This is a genomic window from Streptomonospora mangrovi (genome assembly GCF_027604915.1).
In the GTDB taxonomy this organism is placed as follows: domain Bacteria; phylum Actinomycetota; class Actinomycetes; order Streptosporangiales; family Streptosporangiaceae; genus Streptomonospora; species Streptomonospora mangrovi.
Window position 1 is genome coordinate 136,118 of record NZ_JAJAQC010000008.1, and the last position, 16,532, is coordinate 152,649.

A 16,532-nucleotide genomic window follows, 5' to 3' on the forward strand; every position below is an offset into this window, starting at 1 on the left:
GTTCACGACCAGAGGAGTCCCCCACATGTCCACCACCGCTGCGACCCCCGGGCGCGCCGCCGCGCCCCCACCGCCGCCGACCCCGCCGACCCCGCCGGCTCAGCCGCGCGCCGGATTGCGCGCGCGGGCGGCCGCGCTCGCCGCCGCGGCCCTGCTGGTGCTGACGGCCGCCCCGGCCGCCGCCGACACCGCGCCCGCCGCCGCGCCCACCAACGTCGCCGTGCACGACCCCGCGCTGGTGACCGGGGGCGGCGGCCGCGACTGGTTCGTCTTCGGCACCGGCGACGCCGCCGTGGCCGACGGCAACATCACCGTCCACCGCTCGGCCAACGGCACCGACTGGCGCCCGGCCGGCCACGTCTGGACCACCAAGCCCGCCTGGCTGGCCCGCGAGGTGCCCGGCGTGACCAACCTGTGGGCGCCCGAGGTCTACGAGAACGACGGCACCTACTACCTCTACTACTCCGCCTCCACGTTCGGCTCCAACCGGTCGGTGATCGGGCTGGCCACCAACACCACGCTGGACCCGGCCGACCCCGACTACCGGTGGGTCGACCGCGGCAAGGTCTACGAGAGCACCACCTCAAGCGACTTCAACGCCATCGACCCGGGGATCGTCGAGGACGCCTCGGGCACCCCGTGGATGGCGTTCGGGTCGTTCTGGAGCGGCATCCGCATGGTGCGCCTGGAGTGGCCCAGCGGCAAGCCCGCCGCCGGGCAGGGCGCGCCGCTGCGGCTGGCCGCCGGGCACCCCGACGGCAACGCCGTGGAGGCGCCCTACATCGTCCACCGCGCCGGCTACTTCTACCTGTTCGTGTCGCTGGGCCGGTGCTGCGCCGGCCTGGACAGCACCTACCGCATCGCCGTGGGGCGCTCCACCAGCGTCACCGGGCCCTACGTCGACCGCGCCGGCCGGCCCATGCTCCAGGGCGGCGGCACCGTCATCCGCGCCGCCCGCGGCGACTCCGTGGCCGCCGGCGGCCAGTCGCTGTCGCTGAGCCGGATGGCCTACCACTCCTACGGCCCCTACGGCACGCCCGGCGACTTCCGCCTGGAGATCGACCAGATCGGCTGGTCCGGCGGCTGGCCCGCGCCGATGGGCTGACCGGCCCCAGACCGGGTGCGCCCGGCGCCCGCGCCGGGCGCACCCCACCGGCCGCACCACCGCGACCGACCGCCACCGACCCGATCGCCACCGCCTGCACCACCACCGCCCGCACCGCCACCGACCGCACCCGGCACCCGCACCACCGGCCACCGCGCCGCCACCGACCCCAGGGGGAGCACCGCCCATGCTGACCGCGTCGATGACCCTCGACCCCGCCTTCCGCGTCGCACCCGTCCACCGCCGCACCTTCGGCTCGTTCGTGGAGCACATGGGCCGCTGCGTCTACACCGGCATCTACGAGCCCGGCCACCCCGCCGCCGACGCCGACGGGTTCCGCACCGACGTCGCCGACCTCGTCCGCGAACTGGGCGTGACCACCGTGCGCTACCCCGGCGGCAACTTCGTCTCCGGCTACCGCTGGGAGGACGGGGTCGGCCCCAAGGACCGGCGGCCGGTGCGCCGCGACCTGGCCTGGCACAGCACCGAGACCAACCAGTTCGGCCTGGACGAGTTCGTCACCTGGACCCGCCGCATGGGCATCGAGCCGATGATGGCGGTCAACCTGGGCACCCGCGGCCTCCAGGAGGCCCTGGACCTGCTGGAGTACGCCAACCACCCCGGCGGCACCGCGCTGTCGGACCGGCGCGCCGCCAACGGCCACCCCGAGCCCCACGCCATCCGCATGTGGTGCCTGGGCAACGAGATGGACGGCCCCTGGCAGATCGGGCACAAGACCGCCCGCGAGTACGGGCGGCTGGCCGCCGAGGTCGCCCGCGCCATGCGCATGAGCGACCCCGGCCTCGAACTGGTGGCCTGCGGCAGCTCCGGGTCGTCCATGCCCACCTTCGGCGCCTGGGAGGCCGAGGTGCTGGAGCAGACCTATGACCTGGTCGACTACATCTCCCTGCACGCCTACTACGAGGAGCACGACGGCGACCTCGCCGGCTTCCTGGCCTCGGCCACCGACATGGACCACTTCATCGAGTCGGTCGTGGCCACCGCCGACGCGGTGCGCGCCCGCCTGGGCGCCACCAAGCGCATCAACCTCTCCTTCGACGAGTGGAACGTGTGGTACCTCAGCCGCCACCAGGCCGCCGAGCCCCGCACCGACTGGCCCACGGCGCCGCGCGTCATCGAGGACCGCTACCACCTCGCCGACGCGGTGGTGGTGGGCGGCCTGCTGATCTCCCTGCTGCGGCACAGCGACCGGGTGACCGCCGCCAGCCTGGCCCAGCTCGTCAACGTCATCGCGCCCATCATGACCGAGCCCGGCGGCCCGGCCTGGCGCCAGACCACGTTCCACCCCTTCGCCCTGACCGCCGCCACCGCCGCCGGGACCGTGCTGCGCGTGGAGCCGCAGAGCCCGCTGCGCGAGACCGCCCGCTACGGGCCGGTGCCGGTCGTGGACGCCGTGGCCACCCACGACCCCGAGCACGGGCGGGCCGCCGTCTTCGTCGTCAACCGGGACGTGGCCGAGCCCGTGACCTTGGAGGTCGACCTGCGCGGCCTGGCCGCCGAGCGCGTCGTCTCCTGCCGCACCCTGCACGACCGCGACGTCTACGCGGTCAACACCGCCGAGCGGCCCGACCGCGTGGTCCCCGCCGACAACAAGGACGTGACCCTGGCCGAGGGCCGGCTGAGCGTGGTGCTGCCGCCGGTCTCCTGGACCGTCCTCAGCCTGGAGGTCCCCCGGGCCTGACCCGCGCGCACCCTCCCCCCATCACCTGTTTTCACCCACCCCCCATCCCGAGAACGAAGGTGACACGATGAAGCGCACCCCCGCCGCCCTCGCGGCGGCCCTGTCCCTGGTCATGGCCCTGCTGCTGACCGCGTGCGGCGGCGTCGGCGACGCCGCCCAGCCCGAGGGCGAGAACGGCACCATCGGCATCGCCATGCCCACCAAGTCCTCCGACCGCTGGGTCGCCGACGGCCAGAACATGGTCCGGCTGTTCGAGGAGGCCGGCTACGGCACCGACCTCCAGTACGCCGAGGACGTGGTCGAGGACCAGGTCTCCCAGATCGAGAACATGATCACCCGCGGGGTGGACGCCCTGGTCATCGCCGCCATCGACGGCGAGGCGCTGACCGACACCCTCCAGATGGCCGCCGACAGCGACATCCCCGTCATCGCCTACGACCGCCTCATCAACGGCAGCGAGCACGTCGACTACTACGCCACCTTCGACAACTTCCAGGTGGGCGTGCTCCAGGCCGAGTACATCGAGCAGGCCCTGGACCTGGAGAACGAGGAGGGCCCCTTCAGCATCGAGCTGTTCGGCGGCTCGCCCGACGACAACAACGCCTACTTCTTCTACGACGGCGCGATGTCGGTGCTCCAGCCCTACATCGACGAGGGCGTGCTGGAGGTCCGCAGCGGCCAGACCGAGATGGACCAGATCGCCACCATGCGCTGGAGCGGCTCCGCCGCCCAGTCCCGCATGGACAACCTGCTCAGCTCCCACTACTCCGACGAGGAGGTCGACGCCGTGCTCTCCCCCTACGACGGAATCAGCATCGGCGTCATCTCCTCGCTGAAGGCCGTGGGCTACGGCACCGAGGAGCGGCCGCTGCCCGTGATCACCGGCCAGGACGCCGAGGTCGCCTCGGTCAAGTCGATCATCGCCGGCGAGCAGACCCAGACCGTCTTCAAGGACACCCGCGAACTCGCCGAGGTGGCCGTGGCCATGACCGACGCCGTGGTCCAGGGCGAGGAGCCCGAGGTCAACGACACCGAGAGCTACGACAACGGCGTCAAGGTCGTGCCCGCCTACCTCATCGAGCCGGTGTCGGTGGACGCCGACAACTACCAGGAGGAGCTGATCGACAGCGGCTACTACGAGGCCGCGGAGCTGGAGTGAGGCGAGTGCGGTGGTGGCTGTGCCGAAGGAGACCGCCATGGACGACCTGATCCTGCACATGCGCGGCATCTCCAAGGAGTTCCCCGGCGTCAAGGCGCTGGACGCGGTGGACCTGCGGGTCCGGCGCGGCGAGATCCACGCCCTGATGGGCGAGAACGGCGCCGGCAAGTCCACGCTGATGAAGGTGCTCAGCGGGGTCTACCCGCGCGGCTCCTACACCGGTGACATCCTCGTGGACGGGCACGTGCGCGCGTTCTCCGGCATCCGCGACAGCGAGCGCGCCGGGATCGCGATCATCCACCAGGAGCTGGCGCTGGTGCCGGAGCTGTCCGTCGCCGAGAACATCTTCCTGGGCAACGAGCGCACGCGGGGGTTCGGCCTGATCGACTGGGGCCGGACCGCCGCGGCGGCCCGCGACCTGCTGCGCCGGGTCGGCCTGGAGGAGGACCCCACCGCGCCGGTCGCCGCGCTCAGCGTGGGCCGGCGCCAGCTCGTGGAGATCGCCAAGGCGCTGTCCAAGCGGGTGCGGCTGCTCATCCTGGACGAGCCGACCTCGGCGCTCACCGAGACCGAGAGCGACAACCTGCTGGCCCTGCTGCTGGAGCTGAAGGCGCAAGGCATCACCTCCATCCTGATCTCGCACAAGCTCGGCGAGGTCACCCGGGTCGCCGACACCATCACGGTGCTGCGCGACGGGCGCACGGTGGAGACCATGGACACCGCCGGGGGCGGGGTGGAGGAGGACCGCGTCATCCGCGCGATGGTCGGCCGCGACCTCGACCACCGCTATCCGCCGCGCACCGCCGAGATCGGCCCGGTGCGGTTCGCCGTCGCCGACTGGACCGTGGACCACCCCACCCAGGCGGGCCGCCGCGTGGTCGACAACGCCGCGCTGGAGATCCGCCGGGGCGAGATCGTGGGCCTGGCGGGGCTGATGGGCGCCGGGCGCACCGAACTCGCGATGAGCGTGTTCGGCCGCTCCTACGGCCGCTACGTGTCGGGGACCGTCTACAAGGACGGCCGCCCGCTGCGGGTGCGCGACGTCGGCGACGCCATCGCCGGCGGCATCGCCTATGTGCCCGAGGACCGCAAGGAGCTGGGGCTCATCCTCGACGACGACATCCGCCGCAACCTCACCCTGGCCGCGCTGGGCCGCGTCAGCCGGGCGACCGTCATCGACCCGGCCCGCGAGGCGGTGGCCGCGGCCGAGATGAGCCGCAGCATGCGCGTCAAGAGCAGCGGCGTGCTCCAGCCCACGGGCGAGCTGAGCGGCGGCAACCAGCAGAAGGTCGTGCTGGGCAAGTGGATGTTCGCCGAGCCCGAGCTACTCATCCTGGACGAGCCCACGCGCGGCATCGACGTCGGCGCCAAGTACGAGATCTACCTGATCGTGCGGCGCCTGGCGGCCGAGGGCGCGAGCGTGCTGCTCATCTCCTCGGAGCTGCCCGAGCTGCTGGGCATGTGCGACCGGATCTACGCCATGTGCGCCGGGCGCATCACCGGCCAGCTCCCCGGACCCGAGGCCGACCAGGAGTCCCTGATGAAGCTGATGACCCAGACGGGGGCGTGACCACCCATGGAGGCAATCCGCGAGCTGCTGCGCGGCAACGCGCGGCAGTACGGCATGGTGATCGCGCTGGCGGTCATCGTGGTGCTGTTCCAGATCCTCACCGGCGGGCTGCTGCTGCGCCCGCTCAACATCACCAACGTCATCATGCAGAACTCCTACGTGCTGATCCTGGCGATCGGCATGATGCTGGTGATCGTCACCGGCAACATCGACCTGTCGGTGGGGTCGGTGGTGGCGTTCACCGGCGCGGTGGCGGCGGTGCTGCTCACCGACGTGGGGCTGCCCGTCTACGTGGTGATACCGCTGGCCCTGGCCATGGGCGGGCTCATCGGCGCCTGGCAGGGGTTCTGGATCGCCTACGTGCACATACCGGCGTTCATCGTCACCCTGGCCGGCATGCTGATCTTCCGCGGCGCCACCCTCATCGTGCTGGGCGGGCGCTCGGTGGGTCCGCTGCCCGACTCCCTGCGGATGTGGGCCAGCGGGTTCGTGCCCGACGTCACCCCCGACGGGCCGCACCTGCTGACCCTGGCGCTGGGCGCGGCCGGGGCGGCGGCGCTGGTGTGGATCCAGTGGCGGGTGCGCGCCCGCAGCCTGCGCCACGGGCTGCCCGCGCCGGCGGCCGGGCTCACCGCGGCGCAGTCGGCGGCCACCGTGGTCGTGGTCATGCTGTTCGCCTACGCCCTGGCCGACTACAACGGCATCCCGGTGGTGGGCCTGCTGCTGCTCGTGCTGATCGTGGGCTACTCGTTCCTGATGAAGTCCACCACCATCGGACGGCGCGTCTACGCGGTGGGCGGCAGCGAGAAGGCGGCCCGGCTGTCGGGGGTCAAGACCCAGCGCACCACGTTCTGGGTGTTCGTCAACATGGGCGTGCTCTCGGCCCTGGCCGGGCTGGTGTTCACCGGGCGGCTCAACGCCGCCACGCCCGGCGCCGGCGAGATGTTCGAGCTGGACGCCATCGCGGCCGCGTTCATCGGCGGCGCCTCGGCCTCGGGCGGGGTGGGCACGGTCATGGGCGCCATCGTGGGCGCGCTGGTCATGGGCGTGATGAACAACGGCATGTCCATCATCGGGCTGGGCGTGGACTGGCAGCAGGCCATCAAGGGCCTGGTGCTGCTGGCGGCCGTGGCCTTCGACATCTACAACAAGAGGAGGCTGGGGTTCGGGCGGGGCGGCGGCGTGCCGGCGTTCCTGCGCTCCTCCCGCGGCCGGCCCGACGGCCCCCCGGCGGCGCAGGCCGAGCCGCCCGAGCCGCCCGAGCGGCCCGAGGAGCCGGCGGCCGCGCCCGGGCGCGGCCGGTGAGGCGGGGGCGGGCGGCTCCTGTGCAGGAGGAGCCGCCCGCCCCTCTTTTCCACAGCCGAGGCACTGCCGTGGCCGAGCGCTCAGGCGGAGAACTAGGCTGAGGAACCGTGGCAGGCAGGATCAGAGACGAAGACGTCGCGCTCGTGCGCGAACGCTCACCCATCGCCGACGTGGTGGGGGAGTACCTTCAGCTCCGCAGCGCCGGCGGCGGCTCGCTGAAGGGTTTGTGCCCCTTCCACGACGAGAAGTCGCCGTCCTTCAACGTCACCCCCGCCCGGGGGCTGTACTACTGCTTCGGCTGCGGCGAGGGCGGCGACGTCATCCGCTTCATCCAGGAGATCGAGCACCTCAGCTTCGTCGACGCGGTGGAGTCCCTCGCCCAGCAGGCCGGCATCCAGTTGCGCTACGAGCAGGGCGGCCGCTCCACCGCCCGCCACGACCAGGGCCAGCGCCAGCGGCTCATCGAGGCCCACCGCGAGGCCCAGCGCTTCTACGCCGAGCAACTGCTCACCCCCGCCGCCCAGGAGGGCCGCCGCTTCCTCGCCGAACGCGGGTTCGGCCGGGCCGACGCCGAGCACTTCGGGGTGGGCTACGCCCCCGGCGGCTGGGAGGCGCTGACCACCCACCTGCGCGGCAAGGGGTTCACCGACCACGAGCTGATCACCGCCGGGCTGGCCAGCCAGGGCCGGCGCGGCGCCTACGACCGCTTCCGCAACCGCCTGGTGTGGCCGGTGCGCGAGGTCACCGGCGACGTCGTGGGCTTCGGCGCCCGCAAGCTCGACCCCGCCACCGACGACGGCCCCAAGTACCTCAACACCCCCGAGACCCCGATCTTCAAGAAGGGCCACCTGCTCTACGGCCTCGACCTCGCCAAGCGCGACATCTCCCGCGAGCGCCGCGCCGTCATCGTCGAGGGCTACACCGACGTCATGGCCTGCCACCTGGCGGGCGTCACCACGGCGGTGGCCACCTGCGGCACCTCCTTCGGCGAGGAGCACCTGAAGATCCTGCGCCGCATGCTGCTGGGCCGCTCCAACCAGGGCGGCGAGGTCGTGTTCACCTTCGACGGCGACGCCGCCGGGCAGAAGGCGGCGGTGCGCGCCTTCGCCGAGGAGCACGGGTTCGCCTCCGAGACCTTCGTCGCCGTGCAGCCCGACGGCCTGGACCCCTGCGACCTCCGCCAGCGCGGCGGCGACGCCGCCGTGCGCGACCTCGTGGCCAACCGCAAACCGCTGTACGAGTTCATGATCCGCACGGTCATCCAGCAGTACGACCTCGACACCGCCGAGGGCCGCATGGCCGGGCTCGACGCCGCCGCCGAGATCGTCGCCAGCATCCGCAACGAAGGCGTGCGCAAGCTCTACGGCGTCAACCTCGACCACTGGCTGGGCATCATGGACGAGGCGTTCGTGCAGCGCCGCGTGGCCCAGCACGTGGCCCGCCACCGCTCGGGCGGCCCGGCCCGCCGGCCCGCGCCCCCGGCGCCGCCCGGCGCGGCCGACGCCGCGCCCTACGACCTGCGCGACCCCTCGCTCCAGCGCGAACGCCAGGCGCTGAAGATCGCGGTGCAGTACCCCGGCCTGGCCGCGGAGTTCGACGACCTCGACTCCGAGTCCTTCACCGTGCCCCAGCACCGCGCCGTGCACGAGCTGATCACGGGCCTGGGCGGGGTGCGTGCGGTGGCCGAGCCCCACCAGTGGGCCACCCGGCTGCGCGACGCCGCGCCCAACGACCCCCAGCGGGCGTTCGTGACCCGGCTGGCGGTGGAGCCGATCGAGGTCTATGGAGAACTTGACGAGCATTACGCCCGGGAAATTCTGGGCACGATCAAGGTTCATTCCATCAATCGCCAAGTCGCAAACCTGAAATCCCGGCTCGCCAGGCTCGACCCCGCCGCCCAAGCCGATGAGTACCAGGCGGTTTTCGCCGAACTCATGACCGTTGAGCAGCAGAGACGGCTGATGCGCGAGCGCGCAGCGGGGGCGCCGTAGCACCGGGGTGACAAAAATAGTTCTCACTATTTCGCGAGGGGATCAGGCACACTGTAGGGGTGGCTCTTTCGGTGCTGCCCGGTGAAATGCCACCGATCGCACAGGTGGCGCGATTGGTCGCGGACGCGGGCTCCGGGGAGATGGTGACCGTCGCCGACGTCGCCGCCGCCCTGGACCGCCTCGACGCCCCGCCCGAGTTCCTGGACCAGGTGGTGCGGGGCCTGGCCCAGCAGGGGGTCGACGTCATCGACCCCGCCTCCGACGACCCCGCCCCCACCGCCGACCCCGAGCGCCGCGCGCCCGCCGGCGACCTGGTGCGCATCTACCTCCGCGAGATCGGCCGGGTGCCCCTGCTCACCGCCGAGGAGGAGGTCGACCTCGCCAAGGCCATCGAGGTCGGGCTGTTCGCGGCCGAGAAGCTGCGCCGGGCGGGCGGGGGAGGAGGGGCCGGAGTTGCCGGTGTGCCCGCACCGCGCGGCCACCCCAGCGCCGCCGACCTCGAACTCCTCGTGGCCGAGGGCGAACGCGCCAAGCACCGGCTGATCGAGGCCAACCTGCGGCTGGTGGTGTCCATCGCCAAGCGCTACCTGGGGCGGGGCCTGCTGCTGCTCGACCTCGTGCAGGAGGGCAACCTCGGGCTGATCCGCGCGGTCGAGAAGTTCGACTACACCAAGGGCTTCAAGTTCTCCACCTACGCCACCTGGTGGATCCGCCAGGCCATCACCCGCGCCATCGCCGACCAGGCGCGCACCATCCGGATCCCGGTGCACATGGTCGAGACCATCAACCGGCTGATGCGGGTGCAGCGCCAGCTCCACCAGGAGCTGGGCCGCGAGCCCACCCCCGCCGAGATCTCGCGCGAGCTGGGCTTCGCCGACGACCGGGTGCAGGAGATCCAGCGGATCGCCCAGGAGCCGGTGTCGCTCCAGGCGCCCATCGGCGACGAGGACTCCGACTTCGGGGACTTCATCGAGGACTCCGACGCCGTGGCGCCGATCGACGCGGCGGCGTTCACCATGCTCCAGGACCAGTTGGTGGCGCTGCTGGGCGCGCTCAGCGAGCGCGAGCAGCGCATCATCCAGTTGCGGTTCGGCCTGCGCGACGGCCACCCCCACACCCTGGAGGAGGTCGGGCGGGAGTTCGGGGTCACCCGCGAGCGCATCCGCCAGATCGAGTCCAAGACCCTGGCCAAGCTGCGCCACCCCTCGCGCGCCCAGACCCTGCGCGACTACCTGGAGTAGTGCGGAGGACCGGGAGCCGGGAGGGCAGCGGCCTCGGGCGGTGCCCGCGCGGCGGTGCCACGGCGGACGCGGGGGCGCGGCCGGGGCGGACCGGGCGGCGCAGCCCAGGACAACGCCCGCGGCGGGCCGCGAGTTCCGGCGGGGGCGGGGTCGGCCTGATGTGGTCGCACCGGCCACCCGCGCGCCGAGCCCGGTTACGTTGGCCCGTGTGACTCCTTCGCGGCGGCGCCACGCGCGGACCCTCCGGCCGCCGGGCCGGTGGCGCCGGCTGCTGCTGGGCTGCGCGGCCGGCGCGGGGGCGCTCGCGCTCGTGGCCGGCGCCCTGGTGGCCGTCGACGCCGTACGGGGGGAGTCCGTGCACCGCATCGCCTACTTCGCCGACTGGAACACCGCCAACCGGGGCTACCGCATCAAGGACGTCGCCGACAGCGGCGCGGCCGACCGCCTCACCCGGCTGATGTGGGCCTTCGGCGAGATCTCGCCCGAGGGCCGCTGCCACATCCCCGTCGCGGACAGCCGCGCGTGGGAGGTCTACCAGCGGCGCTACTCCGCCGAGGACAGCGTCGACGGGCGGGCCGACACCTACGAGCAGCCGCTGGCCGGCGGCCTCAACCAGTTGCGCAAGCTGCGCGAGAGCCACCCCCGGTTGGGCGCCAGCATTTCGCTGGGCGGCTGGAACACCTCCACGCACTTCTCCACGGCGGCGCGCACCGAGGAGTCGCGGCGCGAGCTGGTGCGCTCGTGCGTCAACCTGTGGCTGCGGGGCGACCTGCCGGTGGTCGACGGCGAGCCGCAGGGCGGCGAAGGCGCGGCGGCCGGGGTGTTCGACGGCGTGGACCTGGACTGGGAGTGGCCGGGCGGGGGCGGGCACCCCGACAACACCGAGCACCCCGCCGACCGGCGCAACTTCACGCTGCTGGTGGCGGAGTTCCGGCGGCAGTTGGACGCGCTCGCGGAGGAGACGGGGCGCGAGTACACGCTGTCGGTGTCCGTGGCGGGCGACGCGGAGCGGATGCGGGAGAGCTACGAGCCGGAGGTGTTCGGGCCGGTGGACTTCGCGACGGTGCAGGGCTACGACCTCACCGGGCCGTGGAGCGACACCACCGGGCACCACTCCCAGCTCTACGCCCCCGAGGGCGCGCCCGAGGAGGAGAGCGTCCACAGCGTGGTGCGCGCCTACCTGGACCACGGCCTGCCCGCCGAGAAGCTGGTGGTGGGCTTCCCCGGGTTCGGGCGGGGCTGGGAGGGGGTGGAGACGGGCGAGGACGCGTCGTTCGGCCGCTTCGCCCCGGCGCCCGCACCGGCCGAGGGCGACTACGGCGAGGGCGCGGCCTCCTACGCCGAGCTGGAACGGCGGTCGGGGCGGCGGTTCCACGACGCGGAGAGCGCCAGCCAGTGGCTGGTGAGCGGGGACGAGTGGTGGTCCTACGACACGCCCCAGGTGGTCGCGCAGAAGGCGGACTACGTGCGGCACTACGAGCTGGGCGGGCTGATGCTGTGGAACCTCGACATGGACCCCGAGGCGGAGCTGGTGCGGGCGATGGACGAGCACCTGGGGTGAGCGCGCTCGGGTGAGAGACCTCGGGTGAGGGTCCGGGGGTGCGCTTTTGGGCCGCGTCTGGGCGGGTAGTGCAGCGGGTCGGCACCGGTCGGCCCCCAGCGACCCGGTGCCCGGACACTGACGCCAACGGCCTGAGGAGCAGTCTCCCACCCATGACACGGCGACCGACAGAGGCAGCGACCCAGCCCGAGACGAAGCCCGGCATCCAGCCCGAGGCAGCACCCGCGAGGGAGCCGTCGGCACAGACCGAAGGCGTATCGGGGGCGGCGGCAGCCGGACCCCCCGTGGCGGCTCCGTCCGCGAAGCCGACCCGCGTCGACCGCGCGCCGCGCCGCACCCGAGCCGGGGCGGTGCTGTGGATCCTGGGCGCGGTGCAGTTGCTCACGGCCCATCTGGTGGTGCAGTCCGCCTGGCCCGAGCCCTACAGTTGGGCGCGCCACAACGTCAGCGATTTGGGCGCGGTCTCCTGCGGCACGGGCGGCGACGCACCCCAACTGCGCTATGTCTGCTCGCCCCTGCACGACCTCATGAACGTGTCGTTCGTGCTGGAGGGGGTGCTGCTGATGGCGGGCGTGGCGCTGGTGACGTCGCTGTGGCCGCGCCGGGGGCGGCTCACGGCGTGGCTGGGCGGTGCGCTGCTGCTGGTCCAGGCCGTCGGCTGGGTCGTGATCGGTCTCGCGCCTTCGGACGTCCACTCGGCCGAGCACGCCGTGGGCGCGCTGCTGCTGGCGGTCGGCAACGGCGGCCTGATCGCCCTGGCGGCGGGCGCCTCGGGCGGCCCGCTGCGCGCCCTGCGCCTGTCGGCCCTGGTGGCGGGCGCGGTAGGGGTGACGGCGAGCCTGCTGTACTCCGTCGAGGCCGGCCTCGGCCTGGGCCTGGGCGGCATGGAAAGGCTGTGGGTGTTCCCCGTGGTGGTCTGGACGGCCTACGCCGCCGTCCGCCTCCTCGCCGCCCCGGCAGCCCGGCCCGCCGAGCGGCGGTCCCCGTCCGCTGTCCCGTAGCCCACGCGCTCGGGAGAGCAAGGGCGGCGGGTGCCCGGGCTCGGCGGTCAGCGGCTCGGCGTGGATCTGGCCGGGGCGACGGGGCGGCGGCGGGGTGCCGGGCCGGGGCTCAGCCCGCGCGGCGGATTTCGCGCAGGCCCGTCGAGGGGCGCCAGGTGCGGACGACCAGTTCCTCGCCCTCCACGGTCGTCAGCACGGCATCGGTGAGGAGCAGGCGGAAGACGTGGACGCCTTCGCCGACCTCCTCGTCCGCGGCGAGGACGCGGGCCAGCTCCGCCGTGTCGCGCACCTCCAGGGCCAGCCCCGACACCTTCACATCGCCCGGCTCCATCGAGGTGTCGCCGGGCATGGCGTGCAGCGCGAAGCGCGGATCGCGTTGCAGGTCGCGCGCCTTGCGCGCGCCGGGCATGGAGCCGAACAGCATCTCGTCGCCGCGGAAGTCCACCTCGGTGCCGCTGACCCGGGGCGCGCCGTCCTTGCGGAGGGTCGCCAGCACGTGGTGCTTGGCCGCGCGGAACGCCGCGCCCACCACCTCCGCGAAGTCGGGATCCGCCCGGGAGAACTCGCCCCAGGTGGCCGCGCGGTCGGCGGCGGGGCGGAGGTCGTCGGTGGTGCGGGCGGGGCCGGTCGCACGGGCGGCCGCCTGGGCGGGCACGCCGGTGGAGGTGGTGGAGTCGGGAGTCGTCGCCATGCCACCAGTCTGCGCGGAGTGGCTGCCATCCGCTGTCAGGTAGGCAACGGCGGCGCGCCCCCGCCCGCCCCACCGTCCGCCGCACCCCCGCCCTCTCCACGCTTCCCGCCGCGAATCGGCGGTACGCATCTGTTGTCACTCCAGGCGCGGCGCGCCACGCTGGTGACATGCCCGACATGATCTCCCCAGCGACTCCGCACGACGACACCGACCTCGACGGCTTCGAGCGCGCGCTGCGCCGCGACGTATCGGGGACGGTGGCCTTCGACGCGGGTACGCGGGCCCTCTACACCGCCGACGCCTCCAACTACCGGCACGTCCCCCTGGGCGTGGTGCGGCCGCGCACCGTGGACGACGTCGTCGCCGCCGTCGCGGCCTGCTCCGCCTACGGCGTGCCGCTGACCACGCGCGGCGGCGGCACCAGCATCGCCGGGAACTCCATCGGCCCCGGCCTGGTCGTGGACACCTCCCGGTACCTCACCGCGATAGAGGAGGTCGACCCGCGCACCCGCACCGCCCGCGTGCAGCCCGGGGTGGTGCTGGACCACCTGCGCGCGGCCGCCGCGCCGCACGGGCTGACGTTCGGCCCCGACCCCTCCACCCACAGCAGGTGCACGCTGGGCGGCATGATCGGCAACAACTCCTGCGGCTCCCACTCGGTGGCCTGGGGCACCACTGCCGACAACGTGGAGTCGCTGGACGTGCTGCTGCACGACGGCACGCGCATGACGGTCGGCGCGACCGGCCGCGACGACCTGCTCCGGCTGGCGGCCCAACCCACGCGCGAGGGGCAGGTCTACGCGGCCCTGCGCGATCTGGTCGACACCTACATGGGCGACCTGCGGACCGGAATGCCCCGCCTGCGGCGCCGCGTCTCCGGCTACTCCCTGGACCGCCTGCTGCCGGAGAACGGCGGCCACCTCGCCCGCGCCCTCACCGGCACCGAGGGCACGTGCGTGACCGTGCTCGGCGCCACGGTCAAGCTCGTCGAGGCGCCGGCCGCGCGGATCCTGGTGGTCCTGGGCTACCCCGACGCCCCGGCCGCCGCCGACGCCGTCCCCGAGCTGCTGGGGCACGGGCCGCTCACCGTCGAGGGCCTCAACGAGCACCTGCTGGCCAGCGTGCGCCGCCCGGGCGCCCGCACCCCGCTGCCCGAGGGCGGCGCCTGGCTGATGGTGGAGGTCGGCGGCGCCTCCGTTGACGAGGCCGCCGAGAAGGGCCGGGCCATGCTGCGCGGGCTCACCGGCGCGGCCCGGCCGGTGGACTCGGCGGTGGTCGCCGACCCCGCCCACATGCGGGCGCTGTGGCGCATCCGCGAGGAGGGCTCGGGCCTGGCCACCCGGGCGCCCGACGGCACCGAGGCGTGGCCGGGCTGGGAGGACGCGGCGGTGCCGCCGGAGAACCTCGGCTCCTACCTGCGGGCCTACGACCGCCTCATGGCCGACCACGGGTACCGGGGCGTGGTCTACGGGCACTTCGGCGAGGGCTGCCTGCACGTGCGCGTGGACTTCGACCTGGCCGGCGAGCAGGGGCGGCGCCGCTTCCGCGCGTTCATGGAGGAGGCCGCCGACCTGGTGGCCGCGCACGGGGGGTCGGTGTCCGGCGAGCACGGCGACGGCCAGGCGCGCTCGGAGCTGCTGCCCCGGATGTACGGCGAGCGGCTGATGCGCGCGTTCGGCGAGTTCAAGGCCGTCTTCGACCCGCGCAACCTGATGAATCCGGGCAACATCGTCGACCCCCGGCCGCTGGACGCCGACCTGCGCGTGGCGACGGTGACGCGGGGGCCGCTGACCGTGCTGGCCTACCCCGAGGACCAGGGCGACTTCGCGCGGGCGATGCGCCGGTGCGTGGGCGTGGGCAAGTGCCGCCGCCACGAGGGGTCGGGCGTGATGTGCCCGAGCTACATGGTGACCAAGGAGGAGCGCCACTCCACGCGCGGGCGCGCCCGGATGCTGTTCGAGATGGTCAACGGCGAGGTCATCACCGACGGGTGGGACTCCGAGGAGGTGCGCGACAGCCTCGACCTGTGCCTGTCGTGCAAGGGCTGCCGCAGCGACTGCCCGGTCAACGTCGACATGGCGGCCTACAAGGCGGAGTTCCTGCACCACCACTACCGGCGGCGGGTGCGGCCGGCGTCGCACTACTCGATGGGGTGGCTGCCGCTGTGGGCGCGGTTCGCGGCGCTGGCCCCGGCCGAGGTCAACCGGGTGGGCGCGGCGCGGGGGCTGGGCGACCTGGTCAAGCGGGTCGGGGGGATCGCGCCGCAGCGCTCCATCCCGGAGTTCGCCCGCACGACGTTCACCCGCTGGTTCCGCCGCAGGGAGCGGCGCGCGGCGGCGGGCGGCGGCGCGGCGCGGGCCGCCGGGGCGGCCCGGGGCGCGCGGCCCGCGGCGGGCGCCGAGCGCGGCCAGGTGGTGCTGTGGCCCGACACCTTCGGCAACTACCTCAACCCGCGCGTGCCGGCGGCGGCCGTGCGGGTGCTGGAGGACGCCGGGTTCCGCGTCGTGCTGCCGCAGGGCCAGGTGTGCTGCGGGCTGACGTGGGTGTCGACCGGCCAGCTCAACGTCGCCAAGGCGGTGATGCGCCGCTCGCTGCGCGCGCTGGCCCCGCACGTGGCGGCCGGGACGCCCATCGTGGGGCTGGAGCCCAGTTGCACGGCGGCGCTGCGCTCGGACCTGGTGGAACTCCTGCCGGGGGCGCCGAGCCAGCGCGTGGCGAAGTCGGTGTACACCCTGGCCGAGTTCCTCAACGAGTTCGCCCCCGACTGGGAGCCGCCGCGCCTGGACGCCGCCGCCATCAGCCAGGTGCACTGCCACCAGCACGCCGTGATCGGCTTCGACGCCGACCGGGCGCTGATGGCGCGCGCCGGGATCGACGGCGAGGTGCTGGACTCGGGCTGCTGCGGGCTGGCCGGCAACTTCGGGTTCGAGGCCGAGCACTACGAGGTGTCCAAGGCGGTGGGGGAGCGCGTCCTCCTCCCGGCCGTGCGGGAGGCACCGCCGGAGACGCTGGTGCTGGCCGACGGCTTTAGCTGCCGCACCCAGATCGACCAGGAGACGGACCGCCCGGCCGTCCACCTGGCCGAGGCACTGGCGGAGGGCATCGCCCGCCGCGACCGCGAGGGCTGACGGGGGAGGAAGCCCGGCCAGGGGGAGGGCGCCGCCGGGCGCCCTCCCCGCTGGCCAGGGGAGGGGACGCCGTCGCGA

General features: G+C 73.7%; 11 protein-coding genes and 1 pseudogene. 11 read left to right on the forward strand and 1 reads right to left on the reverse strand.

Going from position 1 to position 16,532, the window contains the following annotated elements:
* Window positions 1–25: 25 nt before the first annotated feature.
* From LG943_RS06840 to LG943_RS06880, 10 genes and pseudogenes are all read left to right on the forward strand, one after another.
* Window positions 26–1,105 (forward strand): arabinan endo-1,5-alpha-L-arabinosidase, encoded by a 1,080-nt coding sequence (locus tag LG943_RS06840; RefSeq protein ID WP_270071335.1) that lies wholly within the window; start codon window positions 26–28, stop codon window positions 1,103–1,105.
* Between the two features lie 187 nt (window positions 1,106–1,292).
* Entirely contained in the window at window positions 1,293–2,807 is a 1,515-nt protein-coding gene (gene arfA / locus LG943_RS06845; protein WP_270071336.1) for an arabinosylfuranosidase ArfA, read from the forward strand.
* A gap of 67 nt (window positions 2,808–2,874) precedes the next feature.
* Window positions 2,875–3,966 carry a multiple monosaccharide ABC transporter substrate-binding protein gene (chvE, locus tag LG943_RS06850; RefSeq protein ID WP_270071337.1) on the forward strand — a complete coding sequence of 364 codons (1,092 nt, stop codon included), beginning with the start codon at window positions 2,875–2,877 and terminating at the stop codon, window positions 3,964–3,966.
* A gap of 103 nt (window positions 3,967–4,069) precedes the next feature.
* Window positions 4,070–4,462 (forward strand): annotated as a pseudogene (locus LG943_RS27745) (ATP-binding cassette domain-containing protein); the annotation flags it as partial.
* A gap of 27 nt (window positions 4,463–4,489) precedes the next feature.
* On the forward strand, window positions 4,490–5,536 hold the full coding sequence (locus LG943_RS06855) for an ATP-binding cassette domain-containing protein (RefSeq protein WP_408648561.1): 1,047 nt from the start codon (window positions 4,490–4,492) through the stop codon (window positions 5,534–5,536).
* 6 nt (window positions 5,537–5,542) lie between these two features.
* A complete protein-coding gene (gene mmsB / locus LG943_RS06860; protein ID WP_270071339.1) occupies window positions 5,543–6,841 on the forward strand; it encodes a multiple monosaccharide ABC transporter permease in 1,299 nt (432 codons plus the stop codon).
* Window positions 6,842–6,948: 107 nt separating this feature from the next.
* A complete protein-coding gene (gene dnaG, locus LG943_RS06865) occupies window positions 6,949–8,832 on the forward strand; it encodes a DNA primase (protein WP_270071340.1) in 1,884 nt (627 codons plus the stop codon).
* Window positions 8,833–8,918: 86 nt separating this feature from the next.
* Complete coding sequence (rpoD, locus tag LG943_RS06870) at window positions 8,919–10,073, forward strand: RNA polymerase sigma factor RpoD (protein ID WP_270071341.1); 1,155 nt, start codon at window positions 8,919–8,921, stop codon at window positions 10,071–10,073.
* 208 nt (window positions 10,074–10,281) lie between these two features.
* Window positions 10,282–11,634 (forward strand): glycoside hydrolase family 18 protein, encoded by a 1,353-nt coding sequence (locus LG943_RS06875; RefSeq protein WP_408648555.1) that lies wholly within the window; start codon window positions 10,282–10,284, stop codon window positions 11,632–11,634.
* A 284-nt stretch (window positions 11,635–11,918) separates the two neighbouring features.
* Window positions 11,919–12,635 carry a DUF998 domain-containing protein gene (locus tag LG943_RS06880; RefSeq protein ID WP_270071342.1) on the forward strand — a complete coding sequence of 239 codons (717 nt, stop codon included), beginning with the start codon at window positions 11,919–11,921 and terminating at the stop codon, window positions 12,633–12,635.
* A gap of 109 nt (window positions 12,636–12,744) precedes the next feature.
* Here LG943_RS06880 and LG943_RS06885 read toward each other — a convergent pair whose 3' ends face one another.
* On the reverse strand, window positions 12,745–13,326 hold the full coding sequence (locus LG943_RS06885; protein ID WP_270071343.1) for a pyridoxamine 5'-phosphate oxidase family protein: 582 nt from the start codon (window positions 13,324–13,326) through the stop codon (window positions 12,745–12,747).
* 167 nt (window positions 13,327–13,493) lie between these two features.
* On the opposite strand from LG943_RS06885, the gene LG943_RS06890 reads away from it, so the two are divergent.
* Window positions 13,494–16,454 (forward strand): FAD-binding and (Fe-S)-binding domain-containing protein, encoded by a 2,961-nt coding sequence (locus LG943_RS06890; RefSeq protein ID WP_408648556.1) that lies wholly within the window; start codon window positions 13,494–13,496, stop codon window positions 16,452–16,454.
* Window positions 16,455–16,532: the final 78 nt, after the last annotated feature.

Excerpts from the sequence above, each read along its gene's own strand:
- LG943_RS06840 (WP_270071335.1), top strand. The coding sequence starts at position 26 with ATGTCCACCACCGCTGCGACCCCCGGGCGCGCCGCCGCGCCCCCACCG.
- arfA (WP_270071336.1), top strand. The coding sequence starts at position 1,293 with ATGCTGACCGCGTCGATGACCCTCGACCCCGCCTTCCGCGTCGCACCC.
- chvE (WP_270071337.1), top strand. The coding sequence starts at position 2,875 with ATGAAGCGCACCCCCGCCGCCCTCGCGGCGGCCCTGTCCCTGGTCATG.
- mmsB (WP_270071339.1), top strand. The coding sequence starts at position 5,543 with ATGGAGGCAATCCGCGAGCTGCTGCGCGGCAACGCGCGGCAGTACGGC.
- rpoD (WP_270071341.1), top strand. The coding sequence starts at position 8,919 with ATGCCACCGATCGCACAGGTGGCGCGATTGGTCGCGGACGCGGGCTCC.
- LG943_RS06885 (WP_270071343.1), bottom strand. The coding sequence starts at position 13,326 with ATGGCGACGACTCCCGACTCCACCACCTCCACCGGCGTGCCCGCCCAG.
- LG943_RS06890 (WP_408648556.1), top strand. The coding sequence starts at position 13,494 with ATGCCCGACATGATCTCCCCAGCGACTCCGCACGACGACACCGACCTC.